Source organism: Pedobacter yonginensis, from assembly GCF_003173595.1.
GTDB classification, from domain to species: Bacteria; Bacteroidota; Bacteroidia; order Sphingobacteriales; family Sphingobacteriaceae; genus Pedobacter; species Pedobacter yonginense.
This window is the reverse complement of record NZ_QGNZ01000004.1, coordinates 361,585-376,744: the sequence shown is the minus strand read 5'-3', so window position 1 is coordinate 376,744 and position 15,160 is coordinate 361,585. Positions and strand designations below refer to the sequence as shown.

16 protein-coding genes are annotated in these 15,160 nt (G+C 37.9%); 12 read left to right on the top strand and 4 right to left on the bottom strand.

The features are described from left to right. The first annotated feature begins 57 nt into the window (after positions 1-57). The 7 genes from DHW03_RS16515 to DHW03_RS16485 all read left to right on the top strand — a co-directional run bounded on the left by DHW03_RS16515 (position 58) and on the right by DHW03_RS16485 (position 5,461). Entirely contained in the window at positions 58-1,377 is a 1,320-nt protein-coding gene (locus tag DHW03_RS16515) for an XrtY-associated glycosyltransferase XYAG1 (protein WP_109926949.1), read from the top strand. Beyond that, positions 1,370-1,993 carry a class I SAM-dependent methyltransferase gene (locus DHW03_RS16510; protein ID WP_109926948.1) on the top strand — a complete coding sequence of 208 codons (624 nt, stop codon included), beginning with the start codon at positions 1,370-1,372 and terminating at the stop codon, positions 1,991-1,993. The genes DHW03_RS16515 and DHW03_RS16510 overlap by 8 nt, the downstream gene beginning before the upstream one ends. Before the next feature lie 15 nt (positions 1,994-2,008). After that, positions 2,009-2,866: a glycosyltransferase family 2 protein gene (locus tag DHW03_RS16505; RefSeq protein ID WP_109926947.1), complete on the top strand. Its 858-nt coding sequence runs from the start codon at positions 2,009-2,011 to the stop codon at positions 2,864-2,866. A 111-nt stretch (positions 2,867-2,977) separates the two neighbouring features. Then, a complete protein-coding gene (gene xrtY / locus DHW03_RS16500; RefSeq protein WP_109926946.1) occupies positions 2,978-3,595 on the top strand; it encodes an exosortase Y in 618 nt (205 codons plus the stop codon). Between the two features lie 4 nt (positions 3,596-3,599). Next, positions 3,600-4,154, top strand: coding sequence for a WcaF family extracellular polysaccharide biosynthesis acetyltransferase (locus DHW03_RS16495; RefSeq protein ID WP_109926945.1), 555 nt, complete (start codon positions 3,600-3,602; stop codon positions 4,152-4,154). 315 nt (positions 4,155-4,469) lie between these two features. Further along, positions 4,470-4,883 (top strand): hypothetical protein, encoded by a 414-nt coding sequence (locus DHW03_RS16490; RefSeq protein ID WP_109926944.1) that lies wholly within the window; start codon positions 4,470-4,472, stop codon positions 4,881-4,883. Between the two features lie 110 nt (positions 4,884-4,993). Beyond that, positions 4,994-5,461, top strand: a complete 468-nt coding sequence (locus DHW03_RS16485) for a DoxX family protein (RefSeq protein ID WP_109926943.1) — start codon at positions 4,994-4,996, stop codon at positions 5,459-5,461. Between the two features lie 207 nt (positions 5,462-5,668). Here DHW03_RS16485 and DHW03_RS16480 read toward each other — a convergent pair whose 3' ends face one another. Next, complete coding sequence (locus DHW03_RS16480; protein ID WP_109926942.1) at positions 5,669-6,355, bottom strand: arylesterase; 687 nt, start codon at positions 6,353-6,355, stop codon at positions 5,669-5,671. A 98-nt stretch (positions 6,356-6,453) separates the two neighbouring features. On the opposite strand from DHW03_RS16480, the gene DHW03_RS16475 reads away from it, so the two are divergent. The 5 genes from DHW03_RS16475 (at position 6,454) to DHW03_RS16455 (ending at position 11,810) form a co-directional block, all read left to right on the top strand. Continuing rightward, a complete protein-coding gene (locus DHW03_RS16475; protein WP_109926941.1) occupies positions 6,454-7,143 on the top strand; it encodes an ABC transporter ATP-binding protein in 690 nt (229 codons plus the stop codon). Then, positions 7,136-9,676 carry an ABC transporter permease gene (locus tag DHW03_RS16470; RefSeq protein WP_109926940.1) on the top strand — a complete coding sequence of 847 codons (2,541 nt, stop codon included), beginning with the start codon at positions 7,136-7,138 and terminating at the stop codon, positions 9,674-9,676. The genes DHW03_RS16475 and DHW03_RS16470 overlap by 8 nt, the downstream gene beginning before the upstream one ends. Before the next feature lie 64 nt (positions 9,677-9,740). Continuing rightward, positions 9,741-10,277 carry a lipocalin family protein gene (locus DHW03_RS16465; protein WP_109926939.1) on the top strand — a complete coding sequence of 179 codons (537 nt, stop codon included), beginning with the start codon at positions 9,741-9,743 and terminating at the stop codon, positions 10,275-10,277. A 45-nt stretch (positions 10,278-10,322) separates the two neighbouring features. Next, positions 10,323-10,505, top strand: a complete 183-nt coding sequence (locus DHW03_RS16460; protein WP_109926938.1) for a hypothetical protein — start codon at positions 10,323-10,325, stop codon at positions 10,503-10,505. 15 nt (positions 10,506-10,520) lie between these two features. Then, the gene (locus tag DHW03_RS16455; protein ID WP_109926937.1) at positions 10,521-11,810 is read left to right on the top strand and encodes a GntT/GntP/DsdX family permease; all 1,290 of its coding nucleotides are present in this window, start codon (positions 10,521-10,523) and stop codon (positions 11,808-11,810) included. Positions 11,811-11,900: 90 nt separating this feature from the next. Here DHW03_RS16455 and DHW03_RS16450 read toward each other — a convergent pair whose 3' ends face one another. From DHW03_RS16450 to DHW03_RS16440, 3 genes are all read right to left on the bottom strand, one after another. Further along, positions 11,901-13,889, bottom strand: a complete 1,989-nt coding sequence (locus DHW03_RS16450) for a M56 family metallopeptidase (RefSeq protein ID WP_109926936.1) — start codon at positions 13,887-13,889, stop codon at positions 11,901-11,903. Between the two features lie 25 nt (positions 13,890-13,914). Next, the gene (locus DHW03_RS16445; protein ID WP_109926935.1) at positions 13,915-14,304 is read right to left on the bottom strand and encodes a BlaI/MecI/CopY family transcriptional regulator; all 390 of its coding nucleotides are present in this window, start codon (positions 14,302-14,304) and stop codon (positions 13,915-13,917) included. A gap of 308 nt (positions 14,305-14,612) precedes the next feature. Beyond that, positions 14,613-15,011, bottom strand: coding sequence for a GlcG/HbpS family heme-binding protein (locus DHW03_RS16440; protein ID WP_109926934.1), 399 nt, complete (start codon positions 15,009-15,011; stop codon positions 14,613-14,615). Between the last annotated feature and the right edge of the window lie 149 nt (positions 15,012-15,160).

Below are 15,160 nucleotides of genomic sequence, written 5' to 3'. Positions count from 1 at the left end.
TAAAGTTCCGAAATGATATTGATGAAAAGCCTTAAACTTTCGTAAGTAGTTATTGAAATGAAAATTATTCACATCACCCCATCTTACAAACCAGCGTATATTTATGGTGGCCCGATACAATCTGTAGGGAAGTTATGTGAAGCAATAAAGAAATCATGCTCAGCAACTGAAAAAAATTCTCCCCATAACTTTGAAAATGAGCCTTTTGAAATTGAGGTACTTACTACAACCGCTAATGGTAGATTCGAACTCGATATGGAGGCCGGAAAACCTCAAATTGTGGATGGTGTTCCGGTTACTTATTTCAATAGGTGGACAAAAGATCACAGTCATTTCTCCCCTTCTATGTTACTAGCGCTTAGAAAAAGGCTGAAAAATAATAAGGGGAAAAACCTTATTATTCACATTCACGCTTGGTGGAATCTGGCTTCCATCTTAAGTTGTTGGATGGCGAAATGGTATAAAATCCCTGTGATACTCTCACCTAGAGGCATGCTAACGGGTTATACCATGCACAATCGAAATTCTTTTCCAAAAAAAATGCTTCACCAGTTTATGGGCAAGAATTTGCTAAAGTATGTTTATCTACACGCCACAAGCGAGCAGGAAAAAACCGATATACTGCAAATGTTTCAACCCAAAAGCATTACGACGATTCCGAATTTAGTTGATTATCCAGTGAAGAGTGTAGAGGATCAAGGTAAGGGTATTGAGGATCAAGTAGCAAGTATTAAGTATCAAGTAGCGAGTATTGAGTATCAAGTAACGAGTATTGAAGAGCAGGCGTTGAGTAGGAAGTATCAAATAGAAAGTGATGGAAATAATGAGGTGATTAGCACATTTCAAATGATTTTTTTATCCAGAATAGAAGAAAAGAAAGGCTTGGAACTGCTGTTTGAGGCTTTGTCCTATTTGAATTTTACATGGACCTTATCAATTGCAGGTTCAGGAAAAGCACATTATGTAAATTATTTAAAGAATAGGGCAGAAAACTTGGGTATTTCCAATCGAATAAAATGGTTGGGGCACGTTTCAAATGAGGATAAATTCAATGTACTGTCTGTTTCTGATCTATCAGTTTTAACTTCATACAATGAGAATTTTGCCAACGTAGTTATAGAAAGCTTAAGCGTGGGCACAGCCGTTTTAATATCCAACTCCGTTGGTTTAGCAGATTATGTTGCCACAAAAAATTTAGGTTGGATTAGCACCTTAAATCCGATTGAAATCGCAGAACAAATTAAATTGTCATACCATGATTCAGCTAAAAGAGGCTACATTCGAGCGCATGCGCCAGCCCAAATTGCACTCGATTTTGATGACAATACGCTTGTTAAACAATATTTCAAACTATACCAAAGCATTGTAAATGGCTAATTATAAAGATTATGGTTACTCGAACAATGAGGCTACACATGCCCATGGGTATATCACCAAACCGATATTGGGTTTACTCAATCGACAAAAAAATAAGGCTATTTTAGATTTGGGCTGTGGAAATGGTGCCTTAGTTAATGTTCTACTGGAGAAAGGATTTAACGCCTATGGTACAGACGCTTCTGAAACCGGGATAGAAATTGCTTCTAAAACCAATCCAAATCGCTTTGCGGTACAAGATTTATCCTCCGATCATCTTCCAGCTCCGTTAAAGGGTATCCATTTCGATACCATTATTTCAACCGAAGTAATTGAACACTTATACGATCCTCGGAAATTTATCACTTTTTGCAAAAATGTGTTGGACAAAAATGGTGGTGGAGAGATTATTTTGAGTACCCCCTATCACGGATATTTAAAAAATCTTACATTGGCTCTGGCTGGTCAGTGGGATAAACATGCAAATCCGCTTTGGGATGGCGGGCATATTAAATTATGGTCGAGGAAAACGCTTACGCTTGCATTAGAGGAGCAGGGTTTCAACATTACTGATTTTATAGGCTGTGGTCGTTTTCCTTTTCTATGGAAATCTATGGTCATCAAGGCAAGGATTTAGATTGTTTCCCGAAAAATGAATAAAAATTTTAGTTTCATCATTTTAACGTATAACGAGGAGATCCATTTGCCACGGCTCCTGGAATCGATAAAAAATTTAAAAGCTCCAACTTTTATTCTGGATAGTGGAAGTACAGACCAAACGCTATCCATTGCTGCCCAATATGGTGCTAAAACCGCAACAAATGCTTTTACCAATCACCCCAAACAATGGGATTTTGCCCTGAATCATTTTGATATTAGAACACCGTGGATTGTTGGCTTGGATGCCGATCAAACCGTAACTCCGCAGCTTTTTCAATTGCTTAACGATTTTAATACCGATGATTATGCTGAGGTAAGTGGCATATACTTCAACAGAAAAAATTTCTTCCAAGGCAAATGGATTCGATTTGGGGGCTACTTTCCGTTTTATCAACTTAAAATGTTTCGCAATGGCGTAGGTTTTTCTGATTTAAATGAAAATATGGATCATCGCTTTGTGGCACCCGGAAAAACCATCATTTGGAAAAATGGCTATTTACTCGAAGAAAATTTAAAGGAAAACGACATCAACTTTTGGATTGCCAAACACCAGCGTTATAGCGATTTAGTAGCAGAAGAAGAATTAGATCGAATTAAAAACATTAAAGCTCAAAGCCTTAAACCTTCCCTACTCGGAAACCCAGATGAACAGCGTGCGTGGCTTAAAAGATTATGGTGGAAGCTTCCCTTGGGCCTTAGGCCATACCTTTATTTTAGCTATCGTATAATCTTCAAATTGGGTATCCTAGATGGAAAAACTGGAATGAAATTTCATTACCTGCAGGGTTTTTGGTTTAGGCGTTTGGTTGATCGGAAAATAAAAAGGCTTAAAACCGCTCTGAAAATTTAATTTTCAGAGCGTCAATTTTTGATTAAATTACGTTAATCTCAGTTCTTTAAACCAAGAATTGAATCCGAAAAAACGACAAAATTAAACTTATCTTAGCCATTTCAATTTGACATGAACGAAATCGAACTCAAACAAGCGAAAAAACAGGCAGATAAAAAAGCGCTTAAATTTATTATTTCATTATTCATCCTTTACATCTTTTTCAGTCAAGGAAATTTGTTTATGAATAGTGTTTTAAGTCCCGGTTCTCGATTTTATAATGAATTTATTGCTGAGCATTTTAATTACATACAAGGATTAAAAACTGCCTTGATTACGTGTGCGGTTTGGATCATCAAGCTATTTGGTTTTTACGTTATCTACAACAAATCTGATGTGATGGTGGTGGCTGGGCCATATTTACGAGTTAACTACTCTTGTTTGGGCCTGGGGGTAATGAGTTTTTTAACGGCCTTCGTTTTAGCCTTTCCTGCGAGTTGGAAAGCCACCTTCAAAATGATGGCAATCGGTTTAATCACCATTTTTGTTCTAAATGTGTGCCGAATTGCAGGTTTAGGTGTACTGCTTGGCTTCTTTGAATCTCAACGAAATAATTTCACCTATCACCACGAGATTTTTAACGTAATCGTTTACATCTGTATTTTCGTGATGCTGTACCTTTGGATTAAAAAGAATACCGGTTCCAATGCGTCAGAAAATGAAATCAAAAAACAACCATTAGTGCCCTAATATTTTGGAAAAAACGCAATTACATAAAGCTTTTAATACGGGGAGCTTCCAAATTGGTGCTTCTAAATTGAAACAACTTTTATGGTATTACACCTCTGTTTTTTTCTTTAAAAGCGGCATAATTCCTTTTAGTGTTATTTTGGTTGCAATTTTGCGCTTATTTGGTGCCAAAATTGGTAAAGAGGTTCGGGTAAAGCCTGGCATTCACATCAAATATCCTTGGAAACTCAGCATTGACGATTATTCTTGGCTGGCAGACTGCTACATTGAAAATCTGGATTGGGTTAAAATTGGTAAGAATTGTTGCATTTCCCAGCAGGCTATGCTTGTAACAGGTAACCACGATTACCGTAAGAAAAATTTCGATCTCTTAGTGAAACCAATAACTTTAGAGGACGGGGTTTGGGTGGGCGCATCTTCAAAGGTTGGCCCAGGTGTTACGCTTTATAGTCATTCTGTTTTGGCTTTGGGAAGTGTTGCGACCAAAAACCTCGATGCCTATTCTATTTATCAAGGTAATCCTGCTCAATTTATAAAGGAACGCGTAATTATTGTGTAGAATTGCGCAATTCAGAAGGACGCACGAATTGTAACAGATAATAAAAGACATCGCCACCAGAGATCTATTTCAGGGGTTAAGCTATTCAAAGATATTTTTCTTATCCCGAACTTAAGTTATATATGATTTATAGAAGCCATCTATAAATACTTTCCCTTTCAAATTTCTAAATATGTTACTTTAAAACTTGATTTATATCAAGTAAAAAGTGCGAAAATCACCTTCAACTGAACGATTTTGTAGTATTAAAAAGAATTATTTTGCGATATTTATACCGTCTATCTGTGTCGTTAAAGAACCGATGCTTTGAATATCATGAAATTTCTGAGGAATAATTACACCATATCTTCCAACTTAATATTCGGCACTTTCATCATCGGAATTGCCAATCTCTTCGTTTACGACCCAGAAAGCACAACTGATTTTATTATGATTGGCGTGGTATTGGTTTTGCGCTACGTACTTGCGGTAATGATTAAAAGAAGATTTGCATGGAGTCTTTATTTGATGATCATCTTGCTCATTAGAAGTGTGTACCGCTCAGTTTACATCATCGATAACATCAATGTTAATCCAATAGCAAAGGTTAACGTGGTGATGCAATTGGTAATGTCGGTATTGGCCTTCGGCATCCTGTTCATTATGCCTAAATTAAAGAAACTAAAAACAGCAAGAAAAAATAAACCAGAAGTATATTCCGATTCGGAAATGCCTTTAAATCTGCAATAGGATAATCTATCATTAACAAGGCAAATTCAATGAATTTTGAAATAATCTAATTATGTAATTGATATTTCTTTATAATTTTCGTAAATTACTCATAACCAATATTTAAAGTTATGAGCGTTTTAAAGAAAATCCAAGATTGGGGCGACTTGCATCATCCAATTTGGCTTGATTATGTTAGAATTACTTTAGGTCTTATTTTGATTTGGAAAGGATTAATTTTCGCTACAAATCTGGAATCTTTTAATCACTTAATGCGAGGCGCACCATTAGGCACCGCACTTTCCATCAGCTTGTTCGCACACTTAATTATTATGCTGCATTTAATTGGTGGTTTGGCAATTGCATTGGGCACACATACACGTCTTTTCTGTCTGCTAAATTTACCCGTATTGGTTGGTGCGGTGTTCTTTATCAATTTATCTCCAGGCATTTTTAAACCCTATTCTGAATTTTGGCTTTCTGCATTTGTATTAGCAGGATTGATTTGCTTTTTGATAGAAGGAAATGGCAGACTATCTGTGGAAAATAATATAGGTATTCGCCATCAAAATAAACATGTCGATTCAAAGCTCCTATAACCATTTTCTACAAGTCGTTTGTCATGCTCAATTTATTTCGGCAGCTTAAGGGCTATTGATTTGCTTTTGATCTAAACTTAGTGATTTACCTAAATCTTGTTGGTTTAAACCAGCTAAAGGACAAATTTACAAATGTAGCAATACAAATTCTACCAAATCTTAGGTGTCTTAGCATCCTTAGGTGGTAATAAAGCTTATAAGATCTACTTACTTAAGCAGATCCTTAAGCACGGCCCAAACATTTTCGGCAAGTATCTTATCGCCTTCAGCAGTTGGATGAATTCCATCAGCTTGATTTAACTTCGGAACACCTCCAACCTTATCCAGCAAAAAAGGAATCAACTGCATATTGTTTTTTGAAGCCAATGCAGGGTACATATTCTTAAAATCTGCCGCGTATTTTGCACCCATGTTTGGCGGAACTTGCATGCCAGCCATCACCAATCTGGCCTCAGGGTATTTAGATTTAACTCGGTCGATAATATCTTGCAGGTTTTTTGTGGTTTCTGCAACTGGCAATCCGCGCAAGCCATCATTGGCACCAAGCTCTAGTACAAAAACATCTATAGGCTGTTTTAGCAGCCAATCTATTCTCGCTTTTCCGGCAGCAGAGGTTTCGCCACTTAAACCTCCGTTAATCACCTTATAATTTAATTTTAAAGAATCAATCCGATTTTGAATTAAAGCCGGATAGGCTTCCGTTGGATCTAGTCCGTAACCAGCGGTTAAGCTCGTTCCAAAAAAGAGGATATTTTTCATTTTAACCTCGGGATGAGTTGATGTATGGTCAACCGAATCTAACGTTTTATCGTTCGTTGATTTATTTTGTCCGTTTCCACATGCAGCTAACATCGCGGCCAAAACAAATATGCCTATTAATCGTTTTCGTAACATATCTATAAATTGTATCTCTAATTAAAACCATTATAACATAATTGATTATCTTATGTTTGGTTATCCTCAAAACGCAAATCCTTTAAAAAATTTCTAATTTGGAAAGCATATTAAACATTCGAAATGTAAGCAAAATTTACCAAAGTGCTGGTCGGGCACTTACGGTTTTAGATCAGATTAACTTCTCTATTACGGCTGGCTCAACAGTGGCCATAACTGGCCCATCAGGCAGTGGCAAAACAACGCTTCTTGGCCTATGTGCGGGTTTAGACCGTGCAAGTAGTGGGACGGTTGAACTGAATCAAATTGCTTTAGAAAAATTAAACGAAGATCAAAGAGCCGCTGTACGAAATGAATATGTTGGGTTTATTTTTCAAAATTTTCAGCTTTTGCCTACCCTAACTGCCTTAGAGAATGTAATGGTGCCGTTAGAGTTGAGGGGGGCAAAAAATATTAAGGCACATGCGCTTTCTTTGTTAGATAAGGTTGGTTTAGCCGATCGTTCTCACCACTATCCCGTTCAATTATCTGGTGGTGAGCAGCAACGCGTATCTTTGGCCAGGGCATTTTCTAATCAACCCGCCATTCTTTTTGCAGATGAACCCACGGGAAATTTAGATGCAGAAACCAGCGAAAAAGTTATCAAATTGCTTTTCGATTTAAACAAAGATGCGGGTACAACTTTAGTAATTGTTACCCACGACCTTGATTTGGCGGCTAAAACAGGCAGAACGATAAAAATTAAAGGTGGTACCATTCTATCAGACGAAAGCCAGAATTATGTTTAAAAACAACGTACCAAACCCACATATCCAATTTTCTTGGCTTTTTAAAATGGCTTGGAGAGACAGTCGCAAAAACCGATCGCGGTTGTTGTTATTTATTTCTTCAATTGTTTTAGGTATTGCTGCACTCGTGGCGGTTTATGCCTTTAAAGATAATCTGCAAAGAGATATTGATGGCCAAGCAAAAGAGCTTACGGGTGCCGATTTGGTTTTAGAAAGCAGAAAAGGGGTAACCAAAGCCATGCAAAAGATACTTGATACGCTGGGAGATGAGCGATCACAAGAGAAAACCTTTGCGTCTATGATTTACTTCCAAAAAAGTGGTGGCAGTAGATTGGTGCAAATGAAGGCCTTGCAAGGCAATTATCCATATTATGGAACAATAGAAACCATTCCTGTTGGTGCGGCTAAAACTTTTCAAAGAGGCAAGAGCGCATTGGTAGACCAAACTTTAATGCTTCAATTTGATGCTAAGGTGGGGGATTCGATCAAAGTTGGCGACCTAACATTTAAAATTGCCGGAACATTAACAAAAGCTCCCGGCCAAACGGGCATTTCATCTAGCGTGGCACCAACGGTTTACATTCCGCTTCAATTTCTAGATCAAACCAATCTGATTAAAACAGGCAGCCGAATTAGCAGTAAATTCTATTACAGATACAATAACCCAGCTGGGGTTGAAGCCCTAGTAAAAAAACTCGAACCCAAACTTGAAAAAGAAGGTTTTGATGCAGATACGGTTGAATCGAGAAAAGAACAAACCGGAAGATCGTTTAAGGATGTAAATCGTTTCTTAGCCTTATCAGGTTTTATTGCCTTATTGCTGGGTTGTGTTGGGGTGGGTAGTGCAATACATGTTTATATCCAAGAAAAGCTTAATGCGATAGCCACATTGCGATGCTTGGGCTTAAAATCGAAAGATGCATTTTTAATTTACCTAATCCAGATTTTCTTTATTGGCTTAACTGCATCATTAATTGGTGCCGTTTTGGGCACAGGCATTCAATTTCTCCTTCCGCTGGTGCTAAAAGATTTTCTACCTGTTGAAATTACCATGCGCATTTCTTGGCTGGCTGTTGGGCAAGGCATTTTGTTGGGCTTAATTATTTCCATCCTTTTTGCTCTACCTTCACTCCTTTCCGTAAGAAAAATTTCACCTTTAAATGCCATTCGGGCTTCCTTTGAAAAATCGGCTGGAAGGAGAGATCCCCTAAATTGGTTAGTTTACTTGCTGATGGGTGCTTTTGTTTTAGGGTTTACGTATCTGCAAATGAAAACCTGGGTTCAAACCTTTGCGTTTACTTTGAGTATTGCATTTGCCTTTGTTGTACTCATTATTCTTTCAAAAGTTTTGATGTTTCTGGTCAGAAAACTGATTCCAAACTCATCTAGCTATTTGTGGCGACAAGGTTTCGCAAATTTATATCGGCCTAACAATCAAACCTTAATGCTTACGGTATCCATTGGATTATCAACAGCCTTTATTTGTACACTGTTTTTTGTGCAGGGGATATTGATGAATCGGGTAAGTCTGTCTTCTGGCAATAATCAGCCGAATATGGTTTTATTCGATATTCAGAATACGCAAACTCAAGGTTTGGATAGCCTTACCAAATCATTCAAATTGCCTTTGATGAATCAAGTTCCAGTGATTACCATGCGAATTGAAGAAATTAATGGCAAAAAGGCAGGCACAGATAGTACCAATAGAGGTGCTTTTAGAAACGAGATCAGAGCGACTTATCAAGACACTCTAACGGCGGCTGAGAAAATAACAGCGGGAAAATGGACTGGCAAAGTTAATCCGAATGAGACGATTTACATCTCTCTAGATCAAAGTTTTGCCAAAAGAATTAAGGTTGGTGTAAACGATAAAATTGTATTCAATGTGCAAGGAATGCTTATCAATACCGTGGTAGGAAGCTTGAGAGAAGTAAACTGGAGCCGAATGCAAACCAATTTCAGAGTGGTTTTTCCAACAGGTGTGCTTGAAGATGCGCCACAGTTTCATGTATTAATGACCAGAGTACCATCAAGCGAAGTATCTGCAAAATTTCAGGGAAGTGTGGTTCAAAAATTCCCTAATGTTTCGGTAATTGATTTAGATTTGGTTTTAAAATTATTGGATGAACTTTTAAGCAAAATCGGTTTCGTAATTCGCTTTATGGCAGGCTTTAGCATGGCAACTGGATGGATTGTTTTAATATCTGCTGTGCTCACCAGTAAAAATCAACGAATTAAAGAAAGCATTTTATTAAGAACCTTGGGTGCCAGTAGAAAGCAAATTTTAAGAATTAATGCGATAGAGTACTTCTTTCTGGGCACTTTTGCCGCGGCAGTTGGATTAATTTTATCGATTGCAGGAAGTTGGGCCTTGGCTAAATTTAGTTTTGACGCTGCTTTTATCCCGCCCTTGCTACCTACCCTATTACTTTTTGGATCTGTGGTTCTGCTTGTTGTAGCAACAGGTGTTTTAAGCAGCAGGAGTGTGCTTAACCAACCTCCGCTAAAAATATTAAGGAATGAAGGAAATTAAAGCGCCTTTATAAAATTCCAGAACTAAACTTTTTTAGCTGTACTATGTTTCTCTAATAAAAAACATGAATTCAAAATACAATAAAATTCTTATTGCTTTGGTTATCGGCGCCGTTGCGGTAAATCTCATTTCTTGCGTATCTATTCCAAAAGGTGCAAAAGCCGTTAAGCCTTTTAAAAAAGATAAATATCTTGGAAAATGGTACGAAATTGCCAGAATGGATTTTAAATTCGAGAAAAATCTGAATAATGTTACGGCTACTTATTCTTTAAATGAAGATGGATCGATAAAGGTTGACAATAAGGGTTACCAATACATCAAGAAAGAATGGAAAGAAAGCATTGGTAAAGCAAAATTTGTAAAGGATGAAGATGAGGCTAGGTTAAAAGTATCCTTCTTTGGACCTTTTTACGCTGGTTACAATGTGATACAAATCGATCCTGATTATAAATATGCTTTGGTGGCAGGGAATAATTTAAAATACCTATGGATTTTATCCAGAACGAAAACCATTCCCGACACCATAAAATCTGTTTATTTAGATACGGCAAGAAAGCTCGGGTACGAAACCGGAGATTTGATTTGGACCAAGCACGACTAATTTTTGTGGTGGCTGATTAATCAAGTATTTGATTACTTTTATTGTATGATTAGATTGAATAACGCTACGCCAAGCGAAATTTTACAAGATGTAAAAATTGGCAGCATGGTTACCGATACTTTTAGCAAAACTGGTTTGGTAGAAAGTATTGACATTAGTGATGACGGCTTATATCGTGTCTATGAATTTAATCTGGTAACGGGAAGAACCATCACCGTAAAGAAATAAGGATCAGCCGCTGCTATGCAATTACTCACGCTTCTTTTCGGGATTCTTCTACTGTTTGTATTCATCCTTAAAAAGGTTAACACAATGATTGCGCTGTTAGCAGTAGCGATTATTACGGGTTTATTACTTGGAATGCCAACCAATAAGGTAATGGCATCCATCAGCAACGGAATTGGCAGTACCTTGGGCAGCATGGTTATGGTGCTGGCTTTGGGTGCCATGATGGGTAAATTGATTGAGGATAGTGGCTCAGCCAAAAAAATCGTTTTTATTTTAATTAAAGCATTCGGGCAGAAGAACATACAGTGGGCGGTTTTGCTTACTGGCTTTTTGGTTGGAATTCCCTTATTTTATAATGCAGGTTTTGTTGTATTGATTCCGTTGGTATTTGCAATTGCCTCAACAACTGGCTTATCCAAACTATACATTGGCATTCCGATGGCTGCTGCATTATCTGTAACGCACGGCTTTTTGCCTCCACACCCCGGGCCTATTGCCTTGGCTGGAATTTTCCACGCAAACATTGGCAAAACCTTAATTTATGGCTTAATTTTAAGTTTGCCCATTGCAACTATTGCTGGAATCTACTTCCCCCGATTAATCCTTAAAAAACAAGATGCAATTGCGAATCCTCACTTCGCTGTAAGCGAAGAACAACATTTACCTTCTGGAATTAAAAGCTTTGTTACCGCTTTACTACCCGTTTTTTTAATCGTAGCCGGAACCATTGGCAACAGCTTCACAGCTGATTTCGCCTTTAAGCCTGTTTTTGCTTTTCTCGCCGACCCTACGGCGGCATTGTTAATTTCTGTTTCCATCGCCTTGTTTCTACAAAATGCGCCTATCGCTAAAGCTATGGAATCTTGTGCAGAAGGGGTAAAAAGTATTGCTATGATTGTTTTGATTATCGCAGCAGGCGGTGCTTTCAAACAGGTTTTGATAGATAGTGGAATGGGCGAAGTTGTAAAACAATTAACAGGAGGCCTTAATATGTCGCCATTGGTGCTCGCTTGGCTAATCACTGCATCATTAAGGGTAACTCTCGGATCGGCAACGGTGGCTGCGCTCACGGCATCAGGTATGGTACTTCCATTAATCGGACCTAATGCCCCGCCAGAATTGATGGTTTTATCTGTAGGTGCCGGAAGTCTGATGTTTTCGCACGTTAACGATACTGGATTTTGGATGTTTAAGGAATATTTCAATCTCAGCTTGAAGCAAACGTTCAGTACATGGACAGCCATGGAAAGTATCGTTTCTGTTTTAGGATTGGTGGGCGTTATGGTCTTAAATCACTTTGTTTAAAGGGTCCTTTTCAACGCAACGACAATTTTCCAAATCGCAAAAACTACTAATCTGGATTTTCCAGACTAGCAGTGTATCTCGTTTTTTCAGTTAATTTTGACGATCTATCTCGTAGTTATAGTTTAACGAATGACTTTCTTGCTTCAAATATTTGGACTTATACTTTTGGTGAATATTGGCGCTTTGCTTAACGCCATTAACCACTAAACTATTCTTGTTCAATTGATAGGAAAGCTTATTCGTGTTTGTAATGATTTTATCTTTTAAAAGATCTTGATTAATGTCTGCTGTGTAATCACGACCGTTTCCATCGGTTTCGGTTATTGTAGAAACAACATGTTCCGAATCTGTTTTGGTAACTGATTTTGAACTTGATTTGGCTTTGCGGGCCGGAGGTAATGGTGGTGTAGAGGTGTGTGCAGGTGGCGATGGTGGCAAAGCTGGGGTTGGTGGCACTGGCATGGCTAAAGGAGCTGCTGGAGCTGGCGGCATTGGAGGTAAGGCTGTGCCATAAACCTGACTTCTTTTAGCATATTGTTGTGCACGTTTTGCATAAGCTTCGGCTGATTTTGCATACCGCTTCGCATCCTCCTCATAACGTTTTTGCGCAGCTTTATAGGCCGCATCTTGATTACGTCGTTGCGAATTATTTTGGTTGGCATTGAATTTCCTTTCTTCTTCTGCCCATTTTCTATCCGCCTCTGCTCTCTTTTTGTCTTCTATTACCAACTTAGCATCTTCTTTTGCAAGCTTTGCATCTTCTATGGCAATTTTGGCGTCTTCTTCCACCCGCTTTTTATCCTCAACTGAAAGCGCCTTTTCTTTTTGATTCAATAACTTTTCAGTTCGGTTCATCTTTTCTTCAATCGCCTTTTCCATCGAATCGTCTGAGCGATTTTCTGAAGGCTCAATTGCGCCTACCTTTTTATCAGAGGCTTGATCTACTTTCTTTTTGGCTGATTTCTTCGTGGTGTCTTGAAAAACTTGGTAGGTTTTAATAATTCCTTTTTCAGTAGATTTTGTTGCCCGGCCAACATTTTTAAATGCGGCTGTACAAACCACTACCGAGACTAATGCGAGGGTTAAGATTGTTTTTTCCATTTTGTTTAAGGTTGATTTTGTATTGAATAACATTCGGCTTGCACGGTGCAATAAAGTATTTTTTCTACCCATTATCGCCATTGCAAATACAGGCGCGTTTTGGTTAAACTCTTGACATGAGATGAGTGCCTGAACATAATTTTTACGATCGTTAACACAGCCAATGGCCATATCATCACAACAATGTTCTCTTTCTGTTTTAATTAAATTGGATACCCACAGAACTGCTGGATTGAAGAAAAATACGATTTCGATAAAGCTTTGCAAGATGTTCACCAAATAATCTCTTCGCTTGATGTGTGCCAATTCGTGTGCTAAAATGGCTTCTATCTGGTCATTTGATAAGCCACCCAATAAACCTAAGGGGACTAATATCAATGGTTTAAAGTTTCCAACAACCATCGGCATTTTTGCAATACCCGATTGAACAATTTTAATTTGTTGCTTGATTTTTAATTTTTCAGCCAATGTTTCAACCCTTTCTTCCCATTTTTTTCCGGCTGGATAAACTTTATTATTTCTTAAGTAAAAGATGCCATTCAAGCCCACCAAGAGCTGAATACTTTTAATACAAATAATAAAAAACCAAATCAGAACGATTTGATAAGCGTAAGTATTCCACAAGGCCAGCAAATCGTTCAAAGCTGTTGACATGTTATATTGAACATCATTTACTTGTAATGCCGATACGCCTTGCTGATTTACGGCCGATGCAACTGGATTGTTAGGATGATGATCTGTAACCTGAATTGGTTTTTGCAATTGCAGTGCAAACATAAGTACGATAGCTCCAACAAATAAACACAAACAAACGGTTAGCAAGTTGTAACGCAAGGTTGCGGTTGCTTTTCTTGTTGTAAACATCACCAAGCCACTTGCCAAAGCCAACAAAACACCAAGCCAAAGGGAATGAAACAAGGTGGCACCCAAGGCGTGAAGCCAATTTTCGGGCAGAAGATCTATAAATTTAAATTCCATAGTTGTGGTTCTTCAGGGATTTTAATTAATTCATGTCATTCAAAAGTTTTTTAATCTCTTCAATCTCCTCCTTCGAGGTTTTCTCGTTACCCAAAATCTGCATCATTAACTGAGAAGCTGAGCCTTTATAAAGTGTGTTCACAAAACGATTTAACAACTGACCTTTAGTTTTCTCTTCTGCCTCAACCGGAATGTAGATGTGCTTCATTTGACTTTCATCACGCGTCAAAATGCCTTTTTCGGTAAGGATTTGCATTTGCTTTAAAGTGGAAGTGTATATCACCTCCTTTTGCTCGTTCAACTTATCGTTTACAAATCTTACCGTTGATGGCCCAAATTCCCACAAAATCTGAAGGATTTCCAGCTCTGCTTTGGTCGGTTCTGGTAAACTATTTTCTGAAGAATTACTTTTCATATTTCAAAGGTACGATAGTTTTCGTACGAAACAATGGGTAGCCTATTTTTTTTTATTATTTTTATTTAAATAATATTGAAAACGTTATTGAACTCTTGTGAAGTGGATTATGCATAAAGTGGATTCAATCTATGGGTTCTAATCCTGCGGCAAAATGTCATACTGGAATCGATTTGTGGAAGAAAGGAACATGAGAAATTGCTCAATAGAACCAACCTTTTCAAATTGCTCCAAAAAAAGAAAACCCTCATCAAGGATTTAGCACTTTAAATCCTTGATGAGGGTTTTGACAAAATGATTTTATCTGCTTATAAAGCTTCCGCTCCTGCTGTGGCCACTGTATGGTCGTCATCAACTGTACTTCCTGAAACACCAATTGCGCCAATAATTTCGCCAGATGAGCTTTTCAAAATTACACCTCCTGGAAAGGTAATTAAACCACCGTTGGAATGTTCGATATTGAACAATGGCTGCCCCGGTTGTACCAATGGTGTTAATGCTTTGGTATCCATGTTAAACCAGTTGGCTGTTTTTGCTTTTTTCTGTGCAATATCTGCTGAACCCAACCATGCTCCATCCATCCTGGCGAAAGCAACCAGATTACTTCCAGTATCTACAATTGCGATGTTCATTTTGGTATTGATTTCTGCGGCCTTGGCTTGGGCTGCTTTAATGATTTGTTGTGCCTGCTCTAATGTAACGTTCATAATTTATTGATTTTATTCAGTTTAGTAAACAAATTTAACAAGAATGTGTAGTAAAAGTTTGTGCATAATCCACTTTGAGGCTGCATCATAAACCAAAATAATAGTAGCGAGCAAAATTTATTTTGAACCACATAAGTAACAAAAGGGCA

Coding starts and splice junctions, on each gene's coding strand:
- DHW03_RS16485 (WP_109926943.1), top strand. CDS start 4,994: ATGAGCGTTTTAAAGAAAATCCAAGATTGGGGCGACTTGCATCATCCA.
- DHW03_RS16515 (WP_109926949.1), top strand. CDS start 58: ATGAAAATTATTCACATCACCCCATCTTACAAACCAGCGTATATTTAT.
- DHW03_RS16465 (WP_109926939.1), top strand. CDS start 9,741: ATGAATTCAAAATACAATAAAATTCTTATTGCTTTGGTTATCGGCGCC.
- DHW03_RS16490 (WP_109926944.1), top strand. CDS start 4,470: ATGAAATTTCTGAGGAATAATTACACCATATCTTCCAACTTAATATTC.
- DHW03_RS16470 (WP_109926940.1), top strand. CDS start 7,136: ATGTTTAAAAACAACGTACCAAACCCACATATCCAATTTTCTTGGCTT.
- DHW03_RS16445 (WP_109926935.1), bottom strand. CDS start 14,304: ATGAAAAGTAATTCTTCAGAAAATAGTTTACCAGAACCGACCAAAGCA.
- DHW03_RS16460 (WP_109926938.1), top strand. CDS start 10,323: ATGATTAGATTGAATAACGCTACGCCAAGCGAAATTTTACAAGATGTA.
- DHW03_RS16505 (WP_109926947.1), top strand. CDS start 2,009: ATGAATAAAAATTTTAGTTTCATCATTTTAACGTATAACGAGGAGATC.
- DHW03_RS16455 (WP_109926937.1), top strand. CDS start 10,521: ATGCAATTACTCACGCTTCTTTTCGGGATTCTTCTACTGTTTGTATTC.
- DHW03_RS16440 (WP_109926934.1), bottom strand. CDS start 15,011: ATGAACGTTACATTAGAGCAGGCACAACAAATCATTAAAGCAGCCCAA.
- DHW03_RS16450 (WP_109926936.1), bottom strand. CDS start 13,889: ATGGAATTTAAATTTATAGATCTTCTGCCCGAAAATTGGCTTCACGCC.
- xrtY (WP_109926946.1), top strand. CDS start 2,978: ATGAACGAAATCGAACTCAAACAAGCGAAAAAACAGGCAGATAAAAAA.
- DHW03_RS16480 (WP_109926942.1), bottom strand. CDS start 6,355: ATGTTACGAAAACGATTAATAGGCATATTTGTTTTGGCCGCGATGTTA.
- DHW03_RS16510 (WP_109926948.1), top strand. CDS start 1,370: ATGGCTAATTATAAAGATTATGGTTACTCGAACAATGAGGCTACACAT.